The organism is Streptomyces sp. ATCC 21386, assembly GCF_018728545.1.
GTDB lineage: Bacteria > Actinomycetota > Actinomycetes > Streptomycetales > Streptomycetaceae > Streptomyces.
Genome location: NZ_JAAVVL010000001.1, coordinates 6,293,506 through 6,319,481, shown reverse-complemented (window position 1 = coordinate 6,319,481; position 25,976 = coordinate 6,293,506). Strand labels below are relative to the sequence as shown.

The 25,976-nt window shown below is 70.3% G+C and carries 19 protein-coding genes; 15 read left to right on the top strand and 4 right to left on the bottom strand.

Going from position 1 to position 25,976, the window contains the following annotated elements; all coding sequences use genetic code 11:
• Window positions 1-45: 45 nt before the first annotated feature.
• Window positions 46-1,998, bottom strand: coding sequence for an RICIN domain-containing protein (locus GWK25_RS27095; protein WP_215453862.1), 1,953 nt, complete (start codon window positions 1,996-1,998; stop codon window positions 46-48).
• An 834-nt stretch (window positions 1,999-2,832) separates the two neighbouring features.
• Here GWK25_RS27095 and GWK25_RS27090 point away from each other — a divergent pair.
• Window positions 2,833-4,254: a non-reducing end alpha-L-arabinofuranosidase family hydrolase gene (locus tag GWK25_RS27090; protein WP_215453860.1), complete on the top strand. Its 1,422-nt coding sequence runs from the start codon at window positions 2,833-2,835 to the stop codon at window positions 4,252-4,254.
• A gap of 294 nt (window positions 4,255-4,548) precedes the next feature.
• On the opposite strand, the gene GWK25_RS27085 is transcribed toward GWK25_RS27090, so the two are convergent.
• A complete protein-coding gene (locus tag GWK25_RS27085; RefSeq protein ID WP_215453859.1) occupies window positions 4,549-6,243 on the bottom strand; it encodes a PucR family transcriptional regulator in 1,695 nt (564 codons plus the stop codon).
• Between the two features lie 328 nt (window positions 6,244-6,571).
• Here GWK25_RS27085 and GWK25_RS27080 point away from each other — a divergent pair, with 328 nt between their 5' ends.
• The 4 genes from GWK25_RS27080 (at window position 6,572) to GWK25_RS27065 (ending at window position 12,720) form a co-directional block, all read left to right on the top strand.
• The gene (locus tag GWK25_RS27080) at window positions 6,572-7,840 is read left to right on the top strand and encodes an aspartate aminotransferase family protein (RefSeq protein ID WP_215453856.1); all 1,269 of its coding nucleotides are present in this window, start codon (window positions 6,572-6,574) and stop codon (window positions 7,838-7,840) included.
• The gene (locus GWK25_RS27075) at window positions 7,837-10,740 is read left to right on the top strand and encodes an FAD-binding and (Fe-S)-binding domain-containing protein (protein ID WP_215453854.1); all 2,904 of its coding nucleotides are present in this window, start codon (window positions 7,837-7,839) and stop codon (window positions 10,738-10,740) included. The genes GWK25_RS27080 and GWK25_RS27075 overlap by 4 nt, the downstream gene beginning before the upstream one ends.
• On the top strand, window positions 10,737-12,176 hold the full coding sequence (locus GWK25_RS27070; RefSeq protein WP_215453853.1) for an NAD-dependent succinate-semialdehyde dehydrogenase: 1,440 nt from the start codon (window positions 10,737-10,739) through the stop codon (window positions 12,174-12,176). Before GWK25_RS27075 ends, GWK25_RS27070 begins: the two co-directional genes overlap by 4 nt.
• A 190-nt stretch (window positions 12,177-12,366) precedes the next feature.
• Entirely contained in the window at window positions 12,367-12,720 is a 354-nt protein-coding gene (locus GWK25_RS27065; RefSeq protein WP_215453851.1) for a cupin domain-containing protein, read from the top strand.
• A gap of 58 nt (window positions 12,721-12,778) precedes the next feature.
• Here the strand turns inward: GWK25_RS27065 and GWK25_RS27060 are convergent, their stop codons facing one another.
• Both GWK25_RS27060 and GWK25_RS27055 read right to left on the bottom strand, forming a co-directional pair.
• On the bottom strand, window positions 12,779-13,525 hold the full coding sequence (locus GWK25_RS27060) for an IclR family transcriptional regulator (RefSeq protein ID WP_215457616.1): 747 nt from the start codon (window positions 13,523-13,525) through the stop codon (window positions 12,779-12,781).
• A 375-nt stretch (window positions 13,526-13,900) separates the two neighbouring features.
• Window positions 13,901-14,647, bottom strand: coding sequence for an IclR family transcriptional regulator (locus GWK25_RS27055; protein WP_215457614.1), 747 nt, complete (start codon window positions 14,645-14,647; stop codon window positions 13,901-13,903).
• Window positions 14,648-14,930: 283 nt separating this feature from the next.
• On the opposite strand from GWK25_RS27055, the gene solA reads away from it, so the two are divergent.
• The 10 genes from solA (at window position 14,931) to GWK25_RS27005 (ending at window position 25,962) form a co-directional block, all read left to right on the top strand.
• Window positions 14,931-16,070 (top strand): N-methyl-L-tryptophan oxidase, encoded by a 1,140-nt coding sequence (gene solA / locus GWK25_RS27050; protein ID WP_215453849.1) that lies wholly within the window; start codon window positions 14,931-14,933, stop codon window positions 16,068-16,070.
• A complete protein-coding gene (locus GWK25_RS27045; protein ID WP_215453847.1) occupies window positions 16,067-17,146 on the top strand; it encodes a succinylglutamate desuccinylase/aspartoacylase family protein in 1,080 nt (359 codons plus the stop codon). Before solA ends, GWK25_RS27045 begins: the two co-directional genes overlap by 4 nt.
• A 78-nt stretch (window positions 17,147-17,224) precedes the next feature.
• The gene (locus GWK25_RS27040; RefSeq protein ID WP_215453845.1) at window positions 17,225-18,328 is read left to right on the top strand and encodes an ABC transporter substrate-binding protein; all 1,104 of its coding nucleotides are present in this window, start codon (window positions 17,225-17,227) and stop codon (window positions 18,326-18,328) included.
• The gene (locus GWK25_RS27035) at window positions 18,321-19,457 is read left to right on the top strand and encodes an ABC transporter ATP-binding protein (protein ID WP_215453843.1); all 1,137 of its coding nucleotides are present in this window, start codon (window positions 18,321-18,323) and stop codon (window positions 19,455-19,457) included. The genes GWK25_RS27040 and GWK25_RS27035 overlap by 8 nt, the downstream gene beginning before the upstream one ends.
• Window positions 19,458-19,460: 3 nt before the next feature.
• Window positions 19,461-20,351, top strand: coding sequence for an ABC transporter permease (locus GWK25_RS27030; RefSeq protein WP_215453841.1), 891 nt, complete (start codon window positions 19,461-19,463; stop codon window positions 20,349-20,351).
• Window positions 20,351-21,214 (top strand): ABC transporter permease, encoded by an 864-nt coding sequence (locus GWK25_RS27025; RefSeq protein WP_251828849.1) that lies wholly within the window; start codon window positions 20,351-20,353, stop codon window positions 21,212-21,214. The genes GWK25_RS27030 and GWK25_RS27025 overlap by 1 nt, the downstream gene beginning before the upstream one ends.
• Window positions 21,211-22,593 carry an aminotransferase class III-fold pyridoxal phosphate-dependent enzyme gene (locus GWK25_RS27020; protein WP_215453840.1) on the top strand — a complete coding sequence of 461 codons (1,383 nt, stop codon included), beginning with the start codon at window positions 21,211-21,213 and terminating at the stop codon, window positions 22,591-22,593. Before GWK25_RS27025 ends, GWK25_RS27020 begins: the two co-directional genes overlap by 4 nt.
• Before the next feature lie 23 nt (window positions 22,594-22,616).
• Complete coding sequence (locus GWK25_RS27015) at window positions 22,617-23,570, top strand: succinylglutamate desuccinylase/aspartoacylase family protein (protein ID WP_215453838.1); 954 nt, start codon at window positions 22,617-22,619, stop codon at window positions 23,568-23,570.
• A complete protein-coding gene (locus GWK25_RS27010) occupies window positions 23,567-25,027 on the top strand; it encodes an aldehyde dehydrogenase (protein WP_215453836.1) in 1,461 nt (486 codons plus the stop codon). Before GWK25_RS27015 ends, GWK25_RS27010 begins: the two co-directional genes overlap by 4 nt.
• Window positions 25,024-25,962, top strand: a complete 939-nt coding sequence (locus GWK25_RS27005) for an aldo/keto reductase (protein WP_215453834.1) — start codon at window positions 25,024-25,026, stop codon at window positions 25,960-25,962. The genes GWK25_RS27010 and GWK25_RS27005 overlap by 4 nt, the downstream gene beginning before the upstream one ends.
• The last annotated feature ends 14 nt before the right edge of the window (window positions 25,963-25,976 follow it).

Below are 25,976 nucleotides of genomic sequence, written 5' to 3'. Positions count from 1 at the left end.
GCGCCGTCCCGGCGTACGACGGCGCGCCGCCTGTTGTCGGGGGTGTCAGAGGGCGATGATCTGCCACTGCTGCGCGGGTGCGCGGGTGTAGGTGAGCTGGTTGACGTTGGCCCCGTCAGCGGTCGAGCCCGAGTCCACGTTGAGCGACAGCCCGCTGAATCTGTTGGTGAGGTAGTAGTGGCCGTCGCCGGTGGGCGTGACCGCCCAGTGCTGCTGGGGAACGTTGCTGTCCGCGTAGATGGAGACGTTTCCGCCGTCCACCCGCGAGAGTCCGGCCGCCTCCATCAGTTTGCCGCTGTTGACGTTCTTGATCTCGTAGTAGCCGTCGCCGGTGGAGGCGAAGGTCCACTTCTGGGCGGTGTTGTTCAGCCACGGCCACTGCTGGATGTTGGCGCCGTTGGCGGTGCCGAAGTTGAACACGTCGACGACCTTGCCGCTCTTGCGGTTGACGATGCGATAGACCGTGCCGTCCCCCGGGAGGACCCTCGACACCAGGGCCGGCTTGGCGGTCCGGCCGCCGATGTGGAGGCCACCGATGTTGGCGTAGCCGCCTGTGGCCGCGTTGGCCTGGATCCGCACGAAGCCCACGTTCCGGGCCGGCCACTCGACCACCTTGGGGGCGCGGTCTCCGGTCCAGGTGCCGGTGGCGACCTGGGTGAAGTTCGTGCCGTCGGTGCTGGTGGAGATGGTGTACGAGGTGATGTCGCCGTCGGTGGTGTGGGTGCGGTTCCACTGCTTGGGCAGGTACTCCAGGGTGGAGACGTTGCTCCACACCCCGCCCAGGTCGATCGTGATCGAGTGGGGCAGGGCCGGGGACAGGCCCCAGGTCGACCAGCAGGTCTCGTAGTTCCTGTCGCTCAGTCCGTCGATGGCGTTGAGCGGTCCCTCGCCGGTACGGAACGCGGTCGCGTAGGCGCTGACCGGTGTGACGGGGTGCTCGGCGCGCAGCATCTGAGTCGGCAATGGCGGTCGTGAGGTGTCGGGGCTCCAGGCCGCGCCGACTTCGGCGAGTCGGTTGACGATGTTGGTGTCGAGCCTGCCGTTGCGGTTGGGCGGGCAGTTGAGGATGAAGGAGGTGTACTTCGGTTCGAGGTCCGCCAGATGGGACAGGATCGCGTCCTTGCTCATCAGGCTCTCGGTCGGTGTGGCCGGATGCCAGAACCAGCCGTTGCTGATCGTCTGCCCCTGCGTGGCGGCGTACGTGTTTCCGGCGGGCGCGCTGACGCCCAACGGCTCCTCGAAATAGATCGCGTCACCGAGGAACGGCACCGACAGGGCACCGTGGTCGATCATGACGATGTCCGGCTGGAGCGACTTCACGTGCTCGCGGATCCGCTGGTAGGAGACGGCCTGTTGGCCCATCTGCCACGCGTAGCCGTCGGTGATGAACATGTCGATGGTGCCGTAGTCGGTGAGCAGTTCGGTGATCTGACCGAGGATGAAGGTCATGTCGGCGGGCTGGATGGCATCCGTGGTGTCGAGGCCGGACACCTTGTGCCGGCTCTCCCACGCCTCGACGCCGAAGGTGCGGTCCCATATCGAGTAGTAGAGTCCGACCCTCAGTCCCTTGGCCCGGAAGGCGTCGCAATACGCCTTCACCACGTCCTGCTTGTAGGAGCTGTTGGCGACGTTCTGGGTGCCGTAGGCGCTCGGCCACAGGGCGAAGCCGTCGTGGTGCTTGGTCGTCAGGATGCCGTAGCTCATCTTCGCCGCCGCGGCGGCGTCCGCCCACTGGGCGCAGTCCACGGCCGTGGGGGCGAACAGAGCAGGGTTCTGGTTCGGCTCGGCCCACTCCTCGTCGGTGAACGTGCCCAGGTTGAAGTGGTTGAACATGCCGAACCGCATGCTGGCCAGCTTCTCCAGGTTGGTCTGCGGGTCGGCGGCTGCCGCCTGGGACACCAGGCTCGGGAAGGCGGGCGCGACGGGCAGGACCGTGGCGGCGGCAGCGCCGGTGGCGGCACCCAGGAAAGTGCGGCGGGACAGTCTTCCTGACGACATGGGTGTACTCCCGGTCGGGGGGGGGTGGCTCTGGGGCACGAGCGAAGACTGGAGGCGGCAGCCTGAGGCCGGTGGGCTCCGGACTTTTGCGTGTGGCTCTCCAGGCGGACTCCAAAGCGCCGGTTGTTACGCATGAAGGTCAGTCACATGACGCCCCCGTGTCAACAGGTGAAGGGATGAAAGTACTCATGTGCGGAGCGGAATGGGAGCCTTGGGCCCCTGAAGTTCCCTTTCGCCTTCCGCAGACATTCCATGTTCCGCACCGTGCCGAGGGTGGTGCAGGCGCGGCCGCCGTGCCAGCGTGGAGCGTGCGCCGGACAGGGAGGGTGCCGTCGGCGGTGGAGAAGCCGTTGACGTCCAGCACCTAGCCGCTGCGCACCAAGACCAGCCGGTAGTAGGTGGGTTGTCCATGAGGGAGGTTCTCCCTTCCGCAGTTCACCACAGGCAGATCCGGATCCGGGCCACCGGAACTGACCGGATCCGCCCCCTTGTTGCCGCAGGCCCCGCACGGGGTTGCCTCGACCCGGAAGATTTTTTCAGGGCAACTCGTGGGCAGCACGGGGCCTTTTTCCTGACACCGCCTGCGCACGGGTGGGGAGTTGCTCTACGCGGACTCCGACAGGGTGGGGCCCCTGCCGGGGATGTACGGCCCGGGGCGCGAATCGTGTGAGAAGTATTGACGCCGTTCGTCCGGTCTCTCATTATCTCAGCTTGATCGACATTCCGACCCAAGTTCGACATATCGAACGAATGTCAGAGCCGCATCGCGTCGGCAGTCACGCAGTCTCCGACGAAGGTCACCCGAACCGCTCACTCGAGGATGACGAGGTTCCCATGCGCAGACGTACCTCCCGCCGCAAACCCCTGTCCGTGGTGCTCACCGCCACGGCCGCAGCCCTGGCCTTCTTGGGCGCGGTGCTCGTCGCCGGCCCGGCACAGGCAGCCACCACCAGCGCCGTGCGAGGCGTTGCCTCCGACCGATGCCTCGATGTGTCGGGCGCCGCCCAGACCGACGGCACGAACGTGCAGATCTGGGACTGCCACGGCGGGACCAACCAGCGGTGGACGCTGACGGACAACAACCAGCTGACCGTCTACGGCAACAAGTGCCTGGACGTCCCGGGCCACGCCACCACGGCCGGTACCCGCCCGGTGATCTGGTCCTGCAACGGCGGCACCAACCAGCAGTGGCGGGCGAACCCCGACGGCACGATCGTCGCCGTGGAATCCGGGCTGTGCCTGGACGTGTCGGGCAACGCCACGGCCAACGGTACGGCGGTGCAGCTCTGGAACTGCACCGGCAGCAACAATCAGAAGTGGACCGGCCTGTCCGGCGCGTCCAACTCGTGTTCCCTTCCGTCGACGTACCGGTGGAGCTCGACCGGCCCGCTGGCGCAGCCGGCCAACGGGTGGCTCGCGCTGAAGGACTTCACCACCACGACGTACAACGGCAAGCACCTGGTCTACGCGACGTACTCCGACGGCAACTGGCGCTCGATGGGCTTCAGCCCCTTCACGAACTGGTCGGACATGGCGTCGGCCGGACAGACCAGCATGAGCCAGGGCGCGGTGGCTCCCAAACTGTTCTACTTCGCGCCCAAGAACATCTGGGTGCTGACCTCGAACGGGTGGGGCACCCAATGGCCCTTCGTCTACCGCACGTCGAGCGACCCCACCAACCCCAACGGCTGGTCCGCGGCGCAACCGCTGTTCACCGGCAGCCTCCCCGACGGCAGTGCGATCGACCCGACCATGATCGCCGACGGCCAGAACATGCACATGTTCTTCGCCGGTGACAACGGCAAGATCTACAAGTCCACCATGCCGATCGGCAACTTCCCGGCCAGCTTCGGCTCGTCGTACACGACGGTGATGAGCGACACGGTGAAGAACCTGTTCGAGGCGCCCGAGGTCTACAAGGTCCAGGGCCAGAACCAGTACCTCATGATCGTCGAGGCCCGGGGGGCGACGGAGCAGCGCTTCTTCCGCTCGTTCACGGCCTCCAGCCTGAACGGTCCGTGGACCCCGCAGGCCGCCACCGAGTCCAACCCCTTCGCGGGCAAGGCCAACAGCGGCGCCACCTGGACCAACGACATCAGCCACGGCGACCTGGTCCGCAACAACCCCGACCAGACCATGACCATCGACCCCTGCAACCTGCAGTTCCTCTACCAGGGCCTGTCCCCCAACACGCCGTCGGGCACCCCCTACGTGCAACTGCCGTACCGGCCGGGCCTGCTCACCCTGCAGCGCTGAACCGCCCTGTCCGCGGTGATCACGATGTGGCGTACTCCGCCGACACGTAGGCGAGCCGTTCACCGCGTGGGCGACTCCACCTGCTGACCGACACCCACCGCATCGAGGAACCCCAGCCGTGCGTCGGCTGGGGTTCCGTCTTCCGTGGACCCTCATCGCGGATACGGACCGAAGTGCTGCGACGCCACCGCCAAGGCCGAGCCGTCCGGTCTAGGAGGGCGGCACCTCTGTCAGGAGAGGTGAGCAGGGGGAGGACGAGGTCGGCACGGGGAAGGGCACCGGCCGATGCGCCCCTCAGCGGACCCGCAGGACGTCGAAGGCCGTGAGCGCCACGTGTAGTTCGGTGCGCTGCTCACCGGATTCGAGATCGCAGTCGAGGATCCGCTCGATGGTGCGCAGACGTTGGTAGACGGTCTCGCGGGACAGGCCGCCGGAGCGGGCGGCCACTGTCTTGTTGCCCGCGGCCTCGAGGTAGTGGCGCAGGGTGGTGAGCAGGTCGGTGCCGTGGCGGGCATCGTGGTCGGCGAGTCGGCCGAGACGGCGTTCGGCGTAGTCCTGGATCCGGGTGTCGTCGCGGAGGGCGAAGAGGAGGCGGCGCAGGCCGATGTCGGATCGTTCGTGGTACGAGCGGCCCGGGGGGAGCGGCTGACCCGGCTCGGTGGCTTCGGCGACGCGGGTCGCCTCACGGAACGAGCGGGCGACGGCGGGGAGGTCGGCCGCCTCGCTGCCCGTGCTCACCGTCGTCCCGGGAACCAGGTCCAGTGCGGTGCGGCTCAGGTGCTCGACGGCGGGACGCCACGGTTGCTCGGGGCGCAGGGACAGGAGGATGCCGAGGCGGGTCGGTCGGAGCAGTCCGATGAGGGCCTGTGTGCCCTTCCTCTTCAGCTCCTCGGGGAGGAGTTCCTCGGCCTTGGCCGTGTCGTCCTCGCCGGGGACGTCCGCGAGTACGGCGACGAATCGGCAGCCCGCCGTGGGCAGGCCCAGCGCGGCGATCCGGGTCTCGGCGTCGGCGGGCGAGTTGTGGCGCTGTTCGACGAGGTCGCGCAGCACACCGCGGTGAGCGGCGCGTTCCCACGGTGTGGGGTGGGTGAGACGGGCGATGGTGAGGGCCATCGCGGTTCTCTCCAGGATCGTGACGGCTTCCGGACCGAAGGAGCCGAGGGCGGAGTGAGGGGCCGCGCCCGGCGGGCGCGGGAGCATGGCGACCCTTCCCCAGCGTTCGCCCTGGTACTCGACGGGCGCCACGAGCCAGCCCTCGGGGCCGGAGACGGTGGTGTGGTCGGTGGGCGGTGTCGCTCGGGAGCGCTGCTCCCAGGAGGTGAGCGCCGCCCCGGCCGTGTCGACGGAAGGCTCGCAGAGGAGTGCCTGGTGGACCAGGTTCTCCAGCACGACGGTGTGGCCGCTCATCTCGGCGGCGGCGCGTACGACGTCCTCGGGCCCGGCGCCGCGCAGGGTGAGGGCGGTGAACGCCTCGTGGACGCGCTGGGTCCGTCGCATCACCTCGGCCTGGTTGCCGAGGATGAACGCGTGGACGACCTGGGTGACCTCCAGGAAGTTGACGTCCTTGGCCAGGGTGACGAGGGGCAGCCCGCGGACCTCGCAGGCGTGGACCAGGGCGTCGGGCGGGCGGTGGTAGCGGCGGACCAGTTCGATGACCAGGGCTGCCGCGCCGATGTCGGCGAGTTCGTCGACGTAACGGCGTACGGCGGCCGGCTCCTCGGGCAGAGGCATGCCGGTGGTCAGGACGAGTTCGCCGCCCTTCAGGAAGGAGGCCGGGTCGGTCAGTTCGGTGATGTGGACCCACCGGACGGGCCTGTCGAGCCGGGACAGGCCGGTGACCACCTGCGGCTGCCCGGCGGCCAGGACGGGAAGGGCCAGCGCGTCGGCCACGCTGAGCGAGTGGCCGCCGGTGTTCATGTCGCGGCTTGGCACGCAAGGGTCGGGGCCGTCGCCGCCCGGCCCCGGAGCCGTGGGATGGCTCTCGTTCACGGTGCCTCCATGGGGGTCCCGGCTCCGGTGAAGCCACAGAGCTCGGGGAATGCCCCGTCACTCTGACAAGCGTCGCCGACCTGCGCAAGAGCCCGGAGACGGTGGCCGGGAGGCGCAGGGGGCCGGGGTGAGAGCGGGGCGCGCCTGACACAACGTCCGGATACCGCGTCCCGGCCGGACAGATCGCGCGTTGGCGCGGCCCCGGTCCGCCGAGATGCTCGTCAGACCGCGGCAGAACACCAGCAGAACCCCAGCGGAACCGACGCAGAACCGACGCGGAACCGACGCAGAACCGCAGCAGACCGAACACCGAGGCCGGGAGACGAACATGACCGCACTGTCGCCGCACCTTCGCCAGGCCACGCCCGTGGTGGCGGCCCGGGGCGAGGGCGTCCACCTCTTCGACCAGGACGGCCGCCGCTACCTCGACTTCACCGCCGGCATCGGCGTCACCAGCACCGGGCACTGCCACCCCAAGGTCGTGGCGGCGGCGCAGGAGCAGGTGGGCACGCTGATCCACGGCCAGTACACGACGGTCATGCACCAGCCCCTGAGCCGACTGGTCGAGAAGCTCGGCGAGGTGCTGCCGGCCGGCCTGGACAGCCTGTTCTTCACCAACTCCGGCAGCGAGGCCGTCGAGGCCGCGCTGCGGCTGGCCCGCCAGGCCACCGGCCGCCCCAACGTCATCGTCTGCCACGGCGGCTTCCACGGCCGTACGGTCGCCGCCGCCTCCATGACGACGTCCGGCACCCGCTTCCGCTCCGGCTTCTCGCCGCTGATGAGCGGTGTCGTCGTCACCCCCTTCCCGGCGGCCTACCGCTACGGCTGGGACGAGGAGACCGCGACCCGCTTCGCCCTGAAGGAGCTGGACTACACGCTCCAGACGATCTCCTCGCCCGCCGACACGGCCGCGATCATCGTCGAGCCGGTGCTGGGAGAAGGCGGATACGTCCCCGCGAACCGCACCTTCATGGAAGGCCTGCGGGAGCGGGCGGACCGGCACGGCTTCCTGTTGATCGCCGACGAGGTGCAGACGGGCGTCGGCCGCACCGGCCGCTTCTGGGGCCACGACCACTTCGGCGTCACACCCGACATCCTCGTCACCGCCAAGGGGCTGGCCAGCGGCTTCCCGCTGTCGGGCATCGCCGCCTCCGAGGAGCTGATGGCGAAGGCGTGGCCGGGCTCGCAGGGCGGCACGTACGGCGCGAACGCCGTCGCCTGCGCCGCGGCCTGCGCGACCCTGGACGTCGTACGCGACGAGAAGCTCGTCGAGAACGCCGAGGCGATGGGCAAGCGGCTGCGCCAGGGCCTGGAGGCGGTGGCCGACCGGACGCCGGGCATCGGTGACGTGCGCGGTCTCGGCCTCATGCTGGCCACCGAGTTCGTCACCGAGGACGGCAGCCCCGACCCCGAGACCGCCGCCCGCGTCCAGCGTGCCGCCGTCGACGAGGGCCTGCTCCTGCTGCTGTGCGGCGCCTGGAACCAGGTCGTCCGGATGATCCCGGCGCTCGTCATCGACGAGACGGCCGTGGACGAGGGCCTCCAGGCGTGGGCGACGGCGGTCGAGGCCGGCACATCGGGAGCGGCAGGGCGATGACGGAGACCACCACGGCCCTGGAGCCGCTGGTCGCGCGGCTCGCCGAGACCGCGCCCGGCCTGCGGGTGGAGACCGGCCCGGGAGCCACCGGGCTCTACGCCTACGACGCCTCCAACTACCGGGTCCCGCCGAGGGCCGTGGTGTTCCCCCGCAGTGCCGATGACGTCGTCGCGGTGCTGCGGGCCTGCCGGGAGACTGGTGTCCCGGTCACCGCGCGTGGCGGTGGCACCAGCATGGCGGGCAACGCGGTCGGGCCGGGTGTCGTCGTGGACTTCTCCCGGTACATGAACCGGATCCTGGACATCGACCCCTTGGCGCGTACCGCGCGTGTCGAGGCCGGAGTGGTCCTGGACGCGCTGCGGTCCGCGACCGCCCTGCAGGGGCTCACCTTCGGCCCGGACCCGTCCTCGCACAGCCGGTGCACCATCGGCGGCATGATCGGCAACGACGCGTGCGGCAACCGGTCGGTACGGCACGGCCGCACCAGCGGACACATCGAGGCGCTGGAGATCGTGACGGCCGACGGTGTGCGGGCCGTCGCCGAGCGGACCGGTCTACGGGCCGCCGACCCGGAGGACACGGACGCCGTCCAGCGTGTCGCAGGTCTGGAAGCAGAGCTGCGCCGCTTGATCGACGCCAACCTGGCATTGCTCCGCACCGAACTGGGCCGTATTCCGCGCCAGGTCTCCGGCTACCAGCTGCATCACCTGCTGCCCGAGCACGGCTTCGACATGGCCCGTGCGCTGGTGGGCACCGAAGGCTCCTGTGCGGTCGTCACCGCAGCGACGGTCCGCCTCGTGGCGACCGCACAGGCTTCCACCCTCCTGACCCTCGGCTACGACGACGTGGTCGATGCCGCCGAGGACGTGCCGGAGATCCTGCGCTGGAATCCCACCGCTGTGGAGGGCATGGACGAGGCGATCGTCGCCACCATGCGTGCCCGGCGCGGCCCGGACTCCGTCACCGGGCTGCCTGAGGGACGGGCCTGGCTGTATGTCGAGCTCGACGGTGACGATCAGGCGGCCGTCGACGCCCGCGCCGGCGAACTGCTGGACGTGCTCAAGGCACAGGGCCGGATGACTGGCGGGCGGGTCGTGCACAGCCCGGCCGAACGGCGCTCGCTGTGGCGGGTCCGCGAGGACGGGGCAGGGCTCGCCGCCCGACTGGTCGACGGCGGGGAGTCCTGGCCCGGCTGGGAGGACGCGGCCGTCGCCCCGGAGGACCTGGCCGCCTACCTGCGCGACTTCCGCAAGCTGCTGGCCGCCCACGGGCTGACCGGCGTGCTGTACGGGCACTTCGGCGCGGGTTGCGTCCACGTACGCATCGACTTCGACCTCGCCACGGACACGGGGCGGGCCGCCACCCGCCGGTTCCTGTCGGAGGCCGCGGCCCTGGTCGTCGAGCACGGCGGAACCCTGTCGGGCGAACACGGCGACGGACGGGCCCGGGGCGAACTGCTGGAGGTCATGTACAGCCACCGGATGATCCGGACCTTCGCCGCCTTCAAGGAGATCTTCGACCCCGAGGGCCTGCTCAACCCGGGCGTCATCGTGGCCCCGGCCCCCCTCGACGCCGACCTGGCGCTGCACACCCCCTCCGAGGTACTGCCCGTCGAGACGCTCTTCTCCTTCCCGCACGACGAGGACGGCTTCGCGGGCGCGGTACGGCGCTGTGTCGGCGTCGGCCGCTGCCGCAGCGACGCCGGCGGCGTGATGTGCCCCAGCTACCGGGCCACGGGGGAGGAGAACGACTCCACGCGGGGCCGGGCCCGGCTGCTCCAGGAGATGGTGCGCGGCGGGACCGTCCAGGACGGCTGGCGCTCGACCGAGGTGCGTGACGCCCTCGACCTGTGCCTGTCCTGCAAGGCCTGCTCCAGCGACTGTCCGGTCGGCGTCGACATGGCCACGTACAAGTCGGAGTTCCTGCACCAGCACTACAAGGGAAGAGTCAGGCCCCGCTCCCACTACTCCCTCGGCTGGCTGCCCCTGACGTCCAAGCTCGTCGGGTACGCGGCCCGCCCGCTGAACGCGCTGCTGCGCGGACCCGTCGGGAAGCTGCTCGCGCGCCTCGGCGGGGTGACCACCAAGCGCCGGATCCCGGCCTTCGCCTCCCGCCGCGCGGTGCGCCGGGCCCTGCGGGCGTCGAGGACCGGCGAACCGGCGAAGACGCTGCTCTTCGTGGACAGCTTCACCCGCGCCTTCCGCCCGGAGGTGGCCGGGGCCGCGAGCCGCGTGCTCGCCGACGCCGGCCTCCCCTGCACGGCCGAGGACGACCTGTGCTGCGGCCTGACCTGGGTGAGTACCGGACAGCTGTCCCTCGCGCGCCGCATCATGGCCCGCACCGTCGCCCGCCTGGACAACGGCGACGAGCGGCCCATCGTCGTGGCCGAACCCAGCTGCGCCGCGGCGCTCAAGCGTGACGTGCCCGAACTCCTCGACACCGACGCCGCCCGGCGCGTCGCGGCCCGCGTCCACACCCTCACCGGAGCCCTCACCGACCTCGCCGCACCCGGCTGGACGCCACCGGAGCTGCCGGACAACGTCGTGCTGCAGACCCACTGCCACGAGTACGCCACCTTCAAGGGCCGCCATCCCCGCGACCTGCTCGGCCGCCTCGGCGTGGCGAAGGTCGACGAGGCCGAGGGCTGCTGCGGACTCGCCGGGAACTTCGGCTTCGAGGAGCAGCACTACGACACCTCCATGGCCGTCGCCGACCTCGCCCTCAAGCCCCGCCTCGACGACATCGACCCGGGCGCACCGGCCGTCGTCGTGGCCGACGGATTCAGCTGCGCCACCCAGATCGACCACCTCGCCGGAGACCGGGGCATCCGCGCCCTGCACCTCGCGGAACTGCTCGATCCCGCCGCCGACCGACCCGGACAACCAGGAGAGAACTCATGACCGACACGCCCACGCAGCTGTTCATCGGTGGTGCCTGGGTGGACGCCTCGGACGGCGCCACCATGCCCGTCGACGACCCCGCCACCGGCGAGATCCTCTGCCACGTCGCCGACGCCGGTGCCAAGGACGCGAAGCTCGCCGAGGAAGCGGCCGTGCGGGCGCAGGAGGACTGGGCGCGTACGGCGCCCCGGGTACGCAGCGAGATCCTGCGCCGCGCCTACGAGATCATCATCGAGCGCACCGACGAGCTCGCCCACCTGATGACGTCCGAGATGGGCAAGCCGCTTGCCGAGGCCAGGGGAGAAGTGGCGTACGCGGCGGAGTTCTTCCGCTGGTTCTCCGAGGAGGCCGTGCGCATCGACGGTGGCCTCGCCACCCTGCCGGACGGCCGCAACCGCATGCTGCTCTCCCGCCGCCCGGTCGGTCCCTGTCTGCTGATCACTCCGTGGAACTTCCCCCTGGCGATGGGCACCCGCAAGATCGGCCCGGCGGTCGCCGCCGGCTGCACGATGGTGCTCAAGCCCGCCCCGCAGACCCCTCTCTCCAGCCTTGCCCTCGCCGCGATCCTCAAGGAGGCCGGGCTGCCGGACGGCGTGCTGAACGTCGTCACCACCTCCCGTGCGGGGGAGGTGTGCGAACCGCTCCTGCGCGGCGGGCGGATTCGCAAGCTCTCCTTCACCGGCTCCACGGCCGTCGGGCAGCTGCTCCTCGCCCAGAGCGCGGAGGCCGTCGTGCGGACCTCGATGGAGCTGGGCGGGAACGCGCCGTTCGTCGTCTTCGAGGACGCCGACCTGGACAAGGCCGTGGACGGCGCGATGGTCGCCAAGATGCGGAACATGGGCGAGGCCTGCACGGCCGCCAACCGCTTCTTCGTGCACCGGTCGGTGGCGGAGGAGTTCGGGCGGCGCCTGGCCGAGCGCATGGGCGCGCTGGTCGTCGGTCCGGGCACCCGGGACGGCGTCGACGTCGGACCGCTGATCGACAGGCGGGGACGCGCCAAGGTGGAGGAACTCGTCACCGACGCGGTGGAGCGCGGGGCGCAGGTGCTCGTGGGCGGTCGTACTCCCGAGGGTCCCGGCTGCTTCTACCCGCCGACCGTGCTGGCCGACGTCGATCCCGGCAGCCGTCTGATGGACACGGAGATCTTCGGCCCCGTCGCCGCGATCCTCACCTTCGACGACGAGGACGAGGTGATCCGCCGGGCCAACGACACGCCCTGGGGCCTGGTCGGCTACGTCTTCACCGAGGGCCTCGACCGTGCCCTGCGGGTGAGCGAGCGGCTGGAGGTGGGCATGGTCGGGCTGAACACGGGGCTGGTGTCCAATCCCGCCGCACCCTTCGGCGGCGTCAAGCAGTCCGGGCTGGGCCGCGAGGGCGGCCGGGTCGGGATCGACGAGTTCCTGGAGTACCAGTACCTCGCGGTGCCCGTGAGCTGACGGCGGTCATGCCCTGACCGCGCCGCAGCACGCACCGCGACGGGTCCCACCCGTGCCCGGCCTTCCACGCCGCCGGGCACGGGTGGGCGGCCACCGACTTCCCGACGGCCCGGCCGACGGTTTCCCGAACCGGACCCTCAGTCTCCCGAGCCCGGCCATCAACTTCCCGGGCCCTAGCAAAAGGCGAACAATGTCGTTCCTGAAGACCATCGACACCGATCCTTCCTTCACGCCGCACGCGTCCGGCCCGCTGCCGGAACGTCTGGTCTCCGGCGACCCCGCGTTCCTTACCTGGCCTCAGGACATCGCCCGCGGGGAGATGATCCATACGGGTGTCTGGGAAGCGACGCCCGGCGAGACGCGCTCGATCAAGGGCGAGACCTTCGAGTTCTGCCACATCCTCGCCGGCGTCGTGGAACTCACGCCGGAAGGCGGCGAGCCGGTGGTCTACAGGGCGGGCGACAGCTTTGTCATGAAACCGGGCTTCGTCGGTGTCTGGAAGACGATCGAGACGGTGCGCAAGATCTACGTGATCGTGAAGTGACGCCGACGCCCGAACGCGCGACGCCCGGCCCGCGACGCTCGCGGAGCCGGGACCGGCGTCAGGCGCCCAGGTGCCGGGCGGTGATCTCCGCCGCCGTCTCGGCGACGAGCCGGCCCAGCTCGGGCAGCCGGCCGGGCTCGAAGCGGGAGTCGGGCAGGGAGACGGCCACGGCGGCCAGCGGTGTGTCCTCGCGGTCGAGCACGGGTGCCGCGATGGCGCAGATGCCGTGCAGGTACTGGTTGTGGTTGACGGCGTAGCCCCGTTCTCTGACGCGGCCGAGCTCCGCGCGCAGTTGCGCCGGGTCGGTGATGGTCTCCTCGCCGTAGCCCTCCAGCGTCTCCGCGGTGACCTCTGCTATCTCGGACTTTCCCAGATGGGCGAGGACGGCGTGCCCGGCGGCGGTGGCGTGCAGGGGTGAGGTGTCGCCGATGGCGTGGAAGGTGCGTACGGCGTGGTCGCAGTCGACGCGGTCGACGACAACCATGCCGTGCAGGGCGTCGGGCACCGACAGGTGGATGGTCTCGTTCACGGCGTCGCGGAGCCGGATCATGGGTTCACGGGCGGCGGCGAACAGGCTGGAGCCCTGCAGCGCGGCGGGCCGTACGGCCAGGACGCGGGCGCCGATCTCCCAACGCGTGGTGTCCTTGCGGTTCGCCCGCAGCCAGCCCGCCTCGTTGAGGGTGACCAGTGTGCGCTGCACGGTGGACTTCGGCAGCCCGAAGATCTTCGTCAGCTCGCCGACGGTCACGGGTTGGTGTCGGGCGACCGCCTCCAGTACCCGCAGTGACCTGGTGACGCTCTTCATTTCCATGCGATGCCCCCTCGGACCCGTGGATCCCTGCTTCTCACTTCTCGACTCCAGCACGGAGCCAGGGTCGCCATTCGTGCCGGATTCCAGCATAGCGTGCCACGATGTGGTACATGCTGGGCTTCGGTGAACCAGGAGGGCGGGCCTTGAGGTGTGCAGGGGTCCCCATTCCCCGCGGCGATGGGCAGCGGCAGGGCCATGACCAGGCCTGTCGAGCCGCGTGGTGCGGCCGCTCCGCGTCCGGCCTTCTCCTGGCCGGGCGCGGAGCGGTGGCTGCCGTGATGCGTGACCGAGGGCCGGCCTCGCATGCGTCGGCGTGCGGGGCCGGCCCTCGGGTCGACGGGGCTTGCGGTGCGGGTCGTCGTCCGCCGTTCAGGCGCCCAGGCGGCGCTGTGAGATCTCCGTGGCCGTGTCGGCGACGAGACCGCCCCACTGTGGTGCCTGTTCCTCGTCGTAGCGGGCCTCGGGCATGGAGATGCCCACGGCAGCCAGCGGGGTGCCGTCCTCGTCGAGCACGGCGGCCGCGAGGGCGCAGACGCCCGGACGGAACTGGTTGCGGTTGACCGCGTAGCCGTCGGCGCGGATCCGGTCCAGCTCGGCACGCAGCTCGTCGGGGTCGCCGGGCGTCGTGTCGCTGAACCGCTCCAGCCCGGCCGCGACGAGGTCTTCCACGTCCCGCCTCGGAAGGTGCGCGAGTATGGCGCGCCCGACGGCGGTGGCGTGCAGGGGGGAGGTGTCGCCGATCGTGTGGAAGGTGCGTACCGGGTGTTCGCAGTCGACGCGGTCCACCACGACCATGCACTGAAGGGCGTCGGGCACCGACAGGTGGATGGTCTCGTTCACGGCGTCGCGGAGCCGGAGCATGGGTTCACGGGCGGCGGCGAACAGGCTGGAGCCCTGCAGTGCGGCGGGCCGTACGGCCAGGACGCGAGCGCCGATCTCCCAGCGCGTGGTGTCTTTCCGGTTCGCCCGCAGCCAGCCCGCCTCGTTGAGGGTGACCAGTGTGCGCTGCACGGTGGACTTCGGCAGCCCGAAGAGCTTCGTCAACTCCCCTACGGTCACGGGCTGATGCTGGGCGACCGCCTCCAGGATCCGGAGCGACCTGGTGACGCTCTTCATTTCCATCCGGTTTCCCCCTGTTAATCCTCGAAATTTGTGCTGGACACCCTCTTGACTCCTCGCTGAAGCCACTGTCATTCTCTGTGCCAGATTCTAGCACAGCATTCCACATAGTGGCACGGCCTTCGGGGAGACCCCCCGGGAGTGAGCCGGACTGCGAGACAGGGCGGTTGCGAGCCGCAGGTCCACGAGGAGGACCTGGCCCCCGCCCAAACCATCTCGAATCGAACATCCTCACGTCGAAGGCTCAGCATGCGCCTCGGCGATACGAAAGGAAAGTCCTGTGTCAGCTGCCAGGAAGCGCGTCGCGGTGGTCGGCGTCGGAACGATGGGCAGCCAGGCCGCCTGGCGGCTGGCGGCCCGCGGCGCCGAGGTCGTCGGCTACGACCGCTACGCTCCCGGCCACGACCGCAGCGCGGCCGGCGGCGAGACCCGCATCTTCCGCAGCGCCCACTTCGAGGACTCCCGCTACGTCACCCTCCTCAAGCACGCCGACACCCTGTGGGAGCAGCTCCAGCAGGAGACCGGCCGCGAGCTGCGCCGCCTGACCGGATGCCTGCTGATGGGGCCGACCGATCACCAGCAGATGGCCACCGTCCTGCAGTCCATCGCCGAGCACGACCTCGACCACGAGGTACTGGACGCCGAAGCCCTCGCCAAGCGCTTCCCGCAGTACCGCATCGAGGATGGCGACGCGGCCGTGCTCGACCGCCGCGCCGGCTTCATCCGCCCCGAGCTGACCATCCAGACCGCCGCCCGCCGCGCCGAGCAGCTGGGCGCCGTGATCCACCGCTACACCACGGTCCGCGAGATCGTCCCCGTCGCCGGCGGAGTGGAGATCCGCACCGACGCCGGCAGCGAGCGCTTCGACACCGCCGTCGTCACCCCCGGCCCCTGGGTCAACGACCTGCTGCCCGACCTGCCCTGGGAGGTGGACATCCGCCGCCTCGTCAGCGCCTGGTTCGTGCCGACCGACCCCGAGGCCTGGTTCGGCGAGGAGCGCCCGGCGTTCATCCGCACCGCGCCCACCCACTGCTACGGCCTGCCCTCCCCGGACGGCATCTCCGTCAAGCTCGGCCTCTCCCAGGCCCTGCACAAGCCCGCGGGCGACCCGAACCAACTGGACCGGACGGTGCAGCCGGAGGAGCTGGAGATCTTCGCCGAACTGATCGGCCGCTATCTGCCGGACCTGAACCCCGACCCCACGCGCCTGGCCGTCTACATGGAGGGCTACACCAAGAGCAGCCGCCCGCTCGTCGGCTCGCTGCCCGGCGCCGAGAACGTCATCCTGCTCGCCGGCTTCTCCGGCCACGGCTTCAAACTCGCGCCCGCCTTCGGCGACATTGCCGCGGACCTCGCGCTGGACGGCACCTCGCCGCAGCCCATCGAGTTCCTTTCCACTCTCGGCCGCACGGAGGCATGACCATGCAGGACACCACGCAGGCCACCACCCTCCGCGTCGCCTCCCTCCAGGCCCGGCCCGGCACCAAGACGCGAGGCACCGCCCAGGCCGATCTCGGCACCCTCACCACCGACATCCCGGTGACCCTGGTCAACGGCTCCCGCCCGGGCCCCCGGGTCGTCATCACCGCAGGTGTGCACGGCGGCGAGTTCACGCCCATCGAAGCCGCCGCGCGCCTGGCGGACCTGCTGGAGCCCCGAGAGGTGTGCGGGCAGGTGATCGTCTGTCCGGTCGCCAACCCGCCCGCCGTCTACGAGGGCCGGCTCAACATCTCCCCCCTCGACGGCGTGAACCTCAACCGCGTCTTCCCCGGCGACCCGGACGGCGGCCCCACCGAGCGGCTGGCCGCCTGGCTCTTCACGAACCTGGTCGACGGCGCCGACGTCTACATCGACCTGCACTGCGGCGGTATCGACCAGGTCCTGCGGGACTTCGTCGGCTACCGCGTCACCGGTGACCAGGACCTGGACAAGGCGACCGCCGAACTGGCAGGATCCTTCGGCATCCAGGACGTCATCCTCGGGCTGACGCCCGAGGGCGGCAACAGCCACGCGGCCGCCGCCCGCCGGGGCATCTCCGCGGTCCTCGTCGAGGTGGGCCAGCTCGGCCAGCGGGACGAGGCCACCGCCCTGCGCCGTGTCGACGGCCTGCTGACGGCACTTCGCCATCTCGGCGTCCTCGAGCACGACGGCTCCGCTCCGGCACCGGTCCGCGAGTGGGTCTGGTCCGGCGGGGCCACCGCCGAGGCCACCGGCCTGTGGTACCCGGAGTTCTCCTTCGACGCCGACATCATCGGCGAAGTCGCCGAGGGCGACCTCCTCGGCCGCATCATCGACCCCGTCGACGGCCGCGAACACACCGTCCACGCCCCGGCCGACGGACGGATCTTCTACGGCATGCACGGCCTCACCGTCGCCCCCGGCAAGGAACTGGCCGCCCTGGCCGTCCCGTGGAACCCCGACACGGCCGCGTCGGCCGACACCCTCCGGCCCCCCGGTCTGGGCGCCGGATCAGACGAGGCGGATCCCCGCCCCTAGACCCTCCCCGTTCAGCCGCCCCCCTTCCCACGTCCACAGCCGCCCCTTCTCGCGGCCAGTACCACCAGGAGGCACCAAATGAAAGATGCCCGAATAGACCGCAGACTGTTCCTGCGAGGAATCGGCGGGGTCACTGCGGGTGTCGCCGCCGCGTCCACCCTCGCCGCCTGCGGCACCGGTACCAGCCGTGTGGCGTCCGGCGGGGGCAAGGGCGGCAAGACGGTGGTCGTCCGTGACAGTGGCGGTTCCTACGGTGCGGCTCTGCAGAAGGCGATCTACACGCCGTTCACGCAGGAGACCGGCATCCAGGTGAAGGTGCTGAACCTGGACGACGCTCCGCTGCTGGCGCAGATCAAGCAGGGCAGGCCGCAGTGCGATCTCATCAACAACTCGATGATGTCGCACACCAAGTACGTCAAGCAGGACGCCCTGGAGGCGCTGGACCTGGACCGGGTCAAGAGCGTGAAGAGCGCGAAGATCCCCGAGGGCCAGATCAGCGACCATGCCATCGGCAGCAGCTTCTACGGCGCCTGTATGGCATACCGCACGGATGCGTTCGGCGGGAAGAAGCCGGAGTCGTGGGCGGACTTCTGGGACACCAAGGCGTTCCAGGGCGGCCGTTCGATGTGCAACCCCGACGGTGACCTGCCGGAGCTGGAGTTCGCGCTGCTCGCTGACGGTGTGCCGATGGACAAGCTCTACCCGCTCGATGTGGACCGCGCGTTCAAGGTGCTGACGCGGCTGCGGGGTGACATCAAGAAGTTCTGGGACAGCGGCCCGCTGCCCGGTGTGCTGCTCAGCCGCCAGGAAGTGACGATGTCCACCGTCTGGGACGGCCGTATCGCGGACCTGGAGAAGCAGGGTGTCCCGGTCACCCGGCAGCTGAACGGTATGCGCCGGCAGTTCCAGGGCTACGCCATCGCCAAGGGCGCGGCCAACACGGACAACGCCTACAAGCTGATGGACTTCTCGCTGCGGGCGGAGAGCCAGGCCGCCCTGGCCAAGGCGTTCCCGTCGAACCCGTCGTCCCCGCTGGCCTACGCCAAGCTGACCGAGGACGAGCGCAACGCGCTGGCGGGTGCGCCGAAGTTCTACGACAAGGGTTTCGACGCGGACGTCGACTGGTGGCTGAAGAACGAGTCGGCCGTCACCAAGCGCTGGTTGGAGTGGGCTCGTGGCTGATTTCGGTGTCGCCGCACCGTCGGTGAAGGTGGCCGGCGTCAAGCCGGCCACCGCGACCGGCAAGGCGCTGTCGGTGGTGGCTCTGCGCAAGACTTACGGCGATGTCGTCGCGGTCGACGAGGCGTCGATGGAGATCGCGGCGGGTGAGTTCGTCACTTTCCTCGGCTCGTCGGGGTCGGGCAAGACCACGACGCTGATGATGATCGCCGGGTTCTGCGAACCCGACTCCGGCACCATCACCGTCGGAGGCCGTGACGTCACCCGTCTCGCCCCGCAGAAGCGCAACCTCGGCTTCGTCTTCCAGCAGTACCTGCTCTTCCCGCACATGACCGTCAGCGAGAACGTCGCCTTCCCTCTCACCCTGCGCGGTGTACCGAAGGACGAGATCCGTCGACGGGTGGGGGAGACGCTGGAGATCGCGGGTCTGTCCGGGTTCGGCGGGCGCAAGCCGCGTGAGCTGTCCGGTGGTCAGCAGCAGCGTGTCGCCCTGTGCCGGGCGCTGGTCTACCGCCCGCCGGTCATCCTCATGGACGAACCCCTGGGCGCGCTGGACAAGAAACTGCGTGACCAGCTGCAGGTCGAGATCAAGACCATCCAGCAGGAACTCGGCCTGACCGTCATCTACGTGACGCACGACCAGGAAGAGGCGCTGGTCATGTCCGACCGCATCGCCGTGATGCGCAACGGCCTGATCGAGCAGTTCGACACCCCCCGCGAGCTGTTCGAGCGGCCGAGGACGCCGTTCGTCGCGGACTTCCTCGGCGCGGCGAACTTCCTGCCCGGCCGTGTCGACAAGCACGACGGCGATCACACCCTGGTCCGCCTCGACAGCGGTGGTCTCATCAAGGCCCGCCGTCACCAGCTGGCTCCCAGCACGCAGGTGAAGGTCGCTGTGCAGCCGGGCCGGCTGCGGGCCTGTGCCGCCGACGACGGCTTCTGTACCGGCACGGTCGAGATGGCCACCTACGTCGGCACCCTGGTCCGCGCCGGCGTGCGCATCGACGGCGGTCAGGGACCGCTGCTGCGCCTGGAGGTGCCGGCTGGCCGGGGGCCCGTGGCAGGCGAGCGGGTCGGCATCACCGCCGACCCCGAGGACGTCAACCTCTTCGCCGACGAAAAGGCGGGGTGAGCCATGGCCGCCACCCTCACCGCAGGGGCCCCAGCCCGCCCGCGCAAACTCCTCGCATCACGCCGGACCCGCGTCGGGATCCTGTACGCGCTGCCGGTTGTCGTCTATCTGCTGGTGCTGTTCGTCTACCCGATCTTCTCCACGCTGCTGCTCAGCCTGAAGGACGCCGACGGCTCCTTCACGCTGCACTGGTACGCCGACGCCCTCACCGGCGTCAACTTGTCGGTGCTGTTCACCACGCTGCGGATCTCCGCCGAGACGGCCGTGTTGAGCCTGGTGTTCGGGTTCGTGCTGGCCCAGGCGATCTCCCGGCTCAAGCCCATCTGGGCGGGCCTGGCGATGCTGGTCGTGGTCGTACCGCACTTCGTCTCCGCCCTGGTGCGCACCTACGGCTGGATCATCATGCTCGGCGACAAGGGCCTGGTGAACGAGAGCCTGGCTTGGGCACCGGGCGCCCCCTACCAGCTGCTCTACAACGAGCTCGGCGTGGTCATCGGCACCACCTCGATGATGCTCCCCTACACCGTGCTGCTCCTGTACGGAGTGATGCGCGGGGTGGACCGGCGCCTGCTCGCGGCCGCGTCCAGCATGGGCGCCGGTCGGGTGACCATCTTCCGCCGGGTGTACCTGCCGCTGGTCGCCCCGGGCCTGGCCAGTGCCGGACTGCTGAGCTTCATCCTCTCGCTGGGCTACTACATCACCCCGGCCCTGATGGGCGGCCCGAATCAGACGATGATCGCGACCCTCATCAACCAGCAGGTCACCAAGGAGAACCAGTGGAACGGGGCCGCCGCGCAAGGAGTGATCCTGCTGGTGCTCACCCTGGCCGGACTGCTCCTGGTCAAGGCCGTCACCTCACTCGGCGCCAGCCGTAAGAAGAGGAGTGGGTCCTGATGGAGCTGCGCAAGACCCTCACCGGACGCATCGCCCTGACCGCTGTGGCCACGCTCATCCTGCTGTTCCTGGCACTGCCGATCGTCGTCATCCTCGTCACCTCCTTCAGCAACAACGCCTTCGCCGCCTTCCCCCCGGAGACGTGGACGCTGAACTGGTACAAGGCCCTGTTCGCCGACGGCAGCAAATGGCCCGCCGCGCTCTCCCTGAGCGCCCTGGTCGCCGCCCTGAGCACCGTGTTCTCCCTGATCATCGGGGTGACCGCGGCGACCGCCCTGGTCCGCAGCGAACTCCCCCTGCGCTCCGCGGTCTTCGCCCTGGTCCTCGGACCGCTGGTCATCCCCCAGATCGTCACCGCGCTCGGGCTGTTCCTGCTGTTCGAACCGGCCGCGATGCTCGGCAGCCCCATCGCCATCGCCCTCGGTCACACCGTGCTGGCCTCACCCATCGCGGTGCTCATCCTGATCGCGACCCTGCGCGGGATCGACGAACGCCTGGAGGACGCCGCCGCCAGCATGGGCGCCGGCCGCCTCACCATCGCCCGGAAGATCACCTTCCCGCTCGCGGCACCGGGCATGATCGCGGCGGCGATCTTCTCCTTCATCACCAGCTTCGACGAGTTCTACATCTCCCAGTTCCTCTCCTCCGTCGACACCGTCACCCTCCCGGTGCAGGTCTACAACTCCCTCACCTTCGAGATCGACCCCAGCGTCACGGCCGTCAGCGCCATCCTCATCGCCTTCGCCATCCTCGCCCTCGGCCTGGTCGCCCTGGTCCGCTGGATCGGCTCCGGCAGGCAGGACTCCCTGCTCTCGGTCGAGAACACGGTCGGCGTCGCCAACCCGGGAGGCGAAGCCGTATGACCACCGCCGCCGCTCAGCTGACCGCGGCCACCGCTCAGCGGCACCTGCTGCTGCACATGACCGCCAACGGTTCGCTCGGCGACGAGGGCCAAGACCTCCTCGTCGTCCAGCGGGGCGAAGGCCCGTACGTCGAGGACGCGGACGGCAGGCGCTACATCGACAGCCTGTCAGGGCTGTACTGCTGCCAGCTCGGTTACTCCTACGGCCCCGAGTTCGCCGAGGCAGCCGAACGGCAACTGCGCGAACTGTGCTACAGCCCGCTGTGGACCGGCTCCGCGCACCCCTCGGCCATCGAACTCGCCGAGCGGCTGTCCCGGATCGCCCCCGTCGACATCGAGCACACCTTCTTCTCGAGCGGCGGCGCCGAAGCCGTCGAGACCGCCTGGAAGATTGCCCGCCGCTACCACTCCATGCGCGGCGAGCCGGGCCGCACCAAGGCGATCGCCCGGCGCGGCGCCTACCACGGCCTGACCATCGGCACTCTGTCGTTCAACGACGACCCCGGCCTGACAGAGCCGTACGGCCCGCCGGCGATCGACACGCGGTTCGTGTCGAACACCAACCGCTTCGGGCTGGCACCGGAGTTCGCGGACGACGCGGTGTACACCGCCTGGCTGCTCGCGGAGTTGGAGGCCGCGATCCTGACCGAGGGTCCCGAGACCGTCGCGATGCTCATCGCGGAGCCGGTGCAGAACCGGGGCGGCTGCATCACCCCGCCCCAGGGGTACTGGCAGGGGCTGCGGGCACTGGCCGACCGGTACGGCTTCCTGCTGGTCGCCGACGAGGTGATCACCGGCTTCGGCAGGATCGGCGAGTGGTTCGGCGGGGACCGCTACGGCGCCCGCCCGGACATGGTCACCGTGGCCAAGGGCATCACCTCCGGATACGCCCCGTTGGGTGCGACCCTGGTCGGCACCAAGGTCACCGAGGTCGTCAACCGGCCCGGCGCGGTGCTCAACCACGGCTACACCTTCGCCGGACACCCGCTGAGCACGGCCATCGCCCTGCGCAACCTGGAGATCATGGAGCGGGACCGCGTCCTGGACAACGTCCGCGGCCTCCAGGGCGACCTGGCCAGGCGCATGGCGGCGCTCAAGGACCTGCCGATCGTCGGCGACGTCCGCGGCACGGGGTTCTTCTACTCCTGCGAACTCGTCGGCGACCTCGACGACGGCGCTTTCAGCGCCAAGGCCCGAACCGAGCTGATCACCGACCTGATCCCGCGCCGACTGCGCGAGGCCGGGCTGCTGGCCCGCGTCTACAACCGTTCCGCGCCGCTGGTCCAGATCGCGCCCCCGCTGATCAGCGACCGCGCCGTCCTCGACCGCATCGCCGCGATCATCGCGGGCGTCCTCGCCGAGGCCTCGTCCCGCATCTGATCCACGTATTGGGAAGGAACCACATGTACTCCATCGGTCCGCTGACCGTCGCCCCGGGTGAGCGTGCCCACGGCCTCATCCCCGTCGGCACCAGCAGCTACGGCGTGGAGCTCGGCATTCCGCTGATCGTCGTCAACGGCGCTCAGGACGGTCCCGTCCTGTGTGTGGACGCGGGCGTGCACGGCGACGAGTACGACGGCCAGGAGGCCATCCGCCGCGTCCTCGCCGAGATCGACCCGGCCACCCTGCGCGGTACCGTCGTCGGCATCCCCTGTCTGAACACCCCCGCGTTCGAGGCGGCCGCCCGCGCCAGCGGCATCGACCACCTCAACCTCAACCGCATCTTCCCCGGCGACGCGGAGGGCTCGTACTCCCAGCGTCTGGCCGCCACCTTCGTCGAGCAGGTCGTGCCGGCCGTCGACGCCGTGGTCGACCTGCACACCGGCGGCGCCTACGGCGAGATCGCCCCGCTGGTCATCCTCCAGGGCGGCTACGAGGACCTCGCCACCGACCTGGCCCTCGCCGCCGGGCACGAACTGGTCTGGAAGGGCGGCAAGTGGGGCGGTACCGTCCGCCACCCCGTCCTGGAGGCCGGCAAGCCCGCCATCACCATCGAGTGCGGCGGCGCCACGTACCGCGAGACCAACGTCGAGCACCACATGAACTCGATCCGCAACATCCTGCGCAGCCTCGGCATGACCGACGGCGAGGCGAAGCTGCGGGACACCTACACGACGGTCTCCGGCACGTTCGCCCGCTCCGCCTCCGGCGGCTTCTTCGTCGCCCGCGCCGAGCCGGGGGAGACCTGCAAGGAAGGCGACCTGATCGCCACCATCACCGACCACTACGGCACCACACTGGAAGAGGTCACCGCGCCGCAGGACGGCATCGTGCTCTGGGTCCGCCGGATCCGCACGGTCCGCCCGGGCGACGAGGTCGTCATCTTCGGTGAGGTGCTGGGAGAGATCCAGCCATGAGCGACGCACTGCAGCTGATCGAGCTGCTGATCGACGGCAAGCAGGTCCCCGCCGCGGACGGACGCTCCTTCACCGTTCTCGACCCGTCGAACGACACTGCCATCGCCCAGGTGGCGCTGGCCGGCAAGGCGGACGTGGACCAGGCGGTGGCCGCCGCGCGCGCGGCCTTCACCTCTCCCGAGTGGGCCGGGATGCGGGCCGCCGACCGCGGCCGGATCCTGTACCGGATCGCCGAGGCCATCCGCTACCAGGGCGAACGTCTGGCGCGGCTGGAGAGCCAGGACGTCGGCAAGCCGCTGCGCCAGGCCAAGAACGACGTCGAAGCGGCCGCCCGCTACTTCGAGTTCTACGCGGGCGTCGCCGACAAGCTCGGCGGCACGACGATCCCGCTCGGCCCCGGCCTGCTCGACTACACCGTCCGTGAGCCGATCGGCGTCTCCGGCCACATCATCCCCTTCAACTACCCGCTGCAGAACACCGCGAGAGGATCCGCGCCGGCGCTGGCCGCGGGCTGCACGGTCGTCCTCAAGCCGTCTCCCGAGGCGCCGCTCACCCCGCTGGAGATCGGCAGGATCGCCCTGGAGTGCGGTCTCCCGCCGGGCGTTCTGAACGTGGTCCCCGGTGACGGCGAGACGGGTGCGGCCCTCGCGGGCCACCCGGACATCGACCAGGTCACCTTCACCGGTTCGGTGCCGACCGGCATCAAGGTCGCCCAGGCCGCCGCCGCCAACGTGGTGCCCTCCGTCACCGAACTGGGCGGCAAGTCGCCGGTCGTCGTCTTCGCCGACGCCGACTTCGACCTGGCGCTCGGCGCGGTGGCCGCCTCCGCGTTCGGTAACGCCGGGCAGACCTGCTCGGCCGGCACCCGGCTGCTGCTCCAGCGCGGCGCCGAGGAGTTCCTGGACAAGCTCGTCGCGCACGCCGCCGCCCTGCGTGTCGGCCCGGGACTCACCGACCCGGACGTCGGCCCGCTGGTCGCCGCACGGCAGCGGGACCGGGTCCTCGGCTACCTGGAACTGGCCCGTGAGGAAGGTGCCGTGGCACGGGCCGGCGGAGGCGCCCCCGCCGACCCCGAACTGGCCGACGGCTACTACGTCCAGCCGACCGTCCTCACCGGCCTCGACAACCAGGCCCGGTGCGCCCGCGAGGAGATCTTCGGCCCCGTCGTCACGGTCATCGAGTTCGACGACGCGGACGAGGCCCTGGAGATCGCCAACGACAGCCCGTACGGCCTCGCCTCCTACGTCTGGACCCGTGACATCGACAAGGCGATGCGCCTGGCCGAGGGCATCCGGGCCGGCCAGGTCTACGTCAACGCCACCGGCGTCGGCACCGGCGTGGAGCTGCCCTTCGGCGGCTACAAGCACAGCGGCTGGGGACGGGAGAAGGGCCTCGAAGGCTTGGCCAGCTACCTGCAGACCAAGAACGTGTGCATCGGGTTCGGGAACCGGTCATGAGATACCGGACGCTCGGCGAGCGCGGCCCGACCGTCTCCGCGGTCGGCGTCGGCGGCAACAACTTCGGCGCCCGCCTCGACGAGGAGGGCACCAAGGCCGTCGTCCACGCCGCGCTCGACGCGGGCATCACCCTGTTCGACACCGCCGACATGTATGGCGGGGCCGGTGAACGGGGCGGCTCCCGCGGTGACGGCGAACGGCTCCTCGGCGCCGCGCTCAAGGGCAGCCGTGACCACGTGGTCCTGGCCACCAAGTTCGGCATGGAGATGAGCCGGGACGCCGACCTGTACGGACCGCGTGGATCCCGCGCCTACATCCGCTACGCGGTGGAGGCGTCACTGAGCCGGCTCGGCACCGACCGGATCGACCTGTACCAGTACCACGAACCGGACGGCGTCACCCCGCTGGAGGAGACGCTCGCCGCGCTCCAGGAGCTGGTCCACGAGGGAAAGATCCGCTACATCGGCTGCTCCAACCTCCCCGCCGAGTACGTCACGGACGCCTTCGTGTCCACCCAGAACCGCTACCACCTGCTCGACCGCGGCGTGGAGCGGGACCTGATCCCGGTCTGTCTGCGCCACGGCGTAGGTCTGCTGCCGTACTACCCGCTGGCCAACGGCCTGCTCAGCGGCAAGTACCGGCGCGGCGAGGAGCCCCCGCCCGGCAGCCGCCTGTCCTGGCGGCAGGGCTGGCTCACCGACGCGGCCCTCGACAAGGTCGAGGCGCTCACCGCGTACGGCGCCGAACGCGGCCTGACCCTCCTCCAGGTCGCGGTCGGCGCGCTGGCGGCCCTCCCCGCCGTCGGCTCCGTCATCTGCGGAGCCATGACCCCCGAACAGGTCGCCGCCAACGCGGCGGCGGCCGACTGGATACCGAGCCCGGCCGACCTGGCCGTACTCGACGCGATCGTCGCCCCCGGCGAACGCGTCGTCTGAAGCCCCCACCCCCT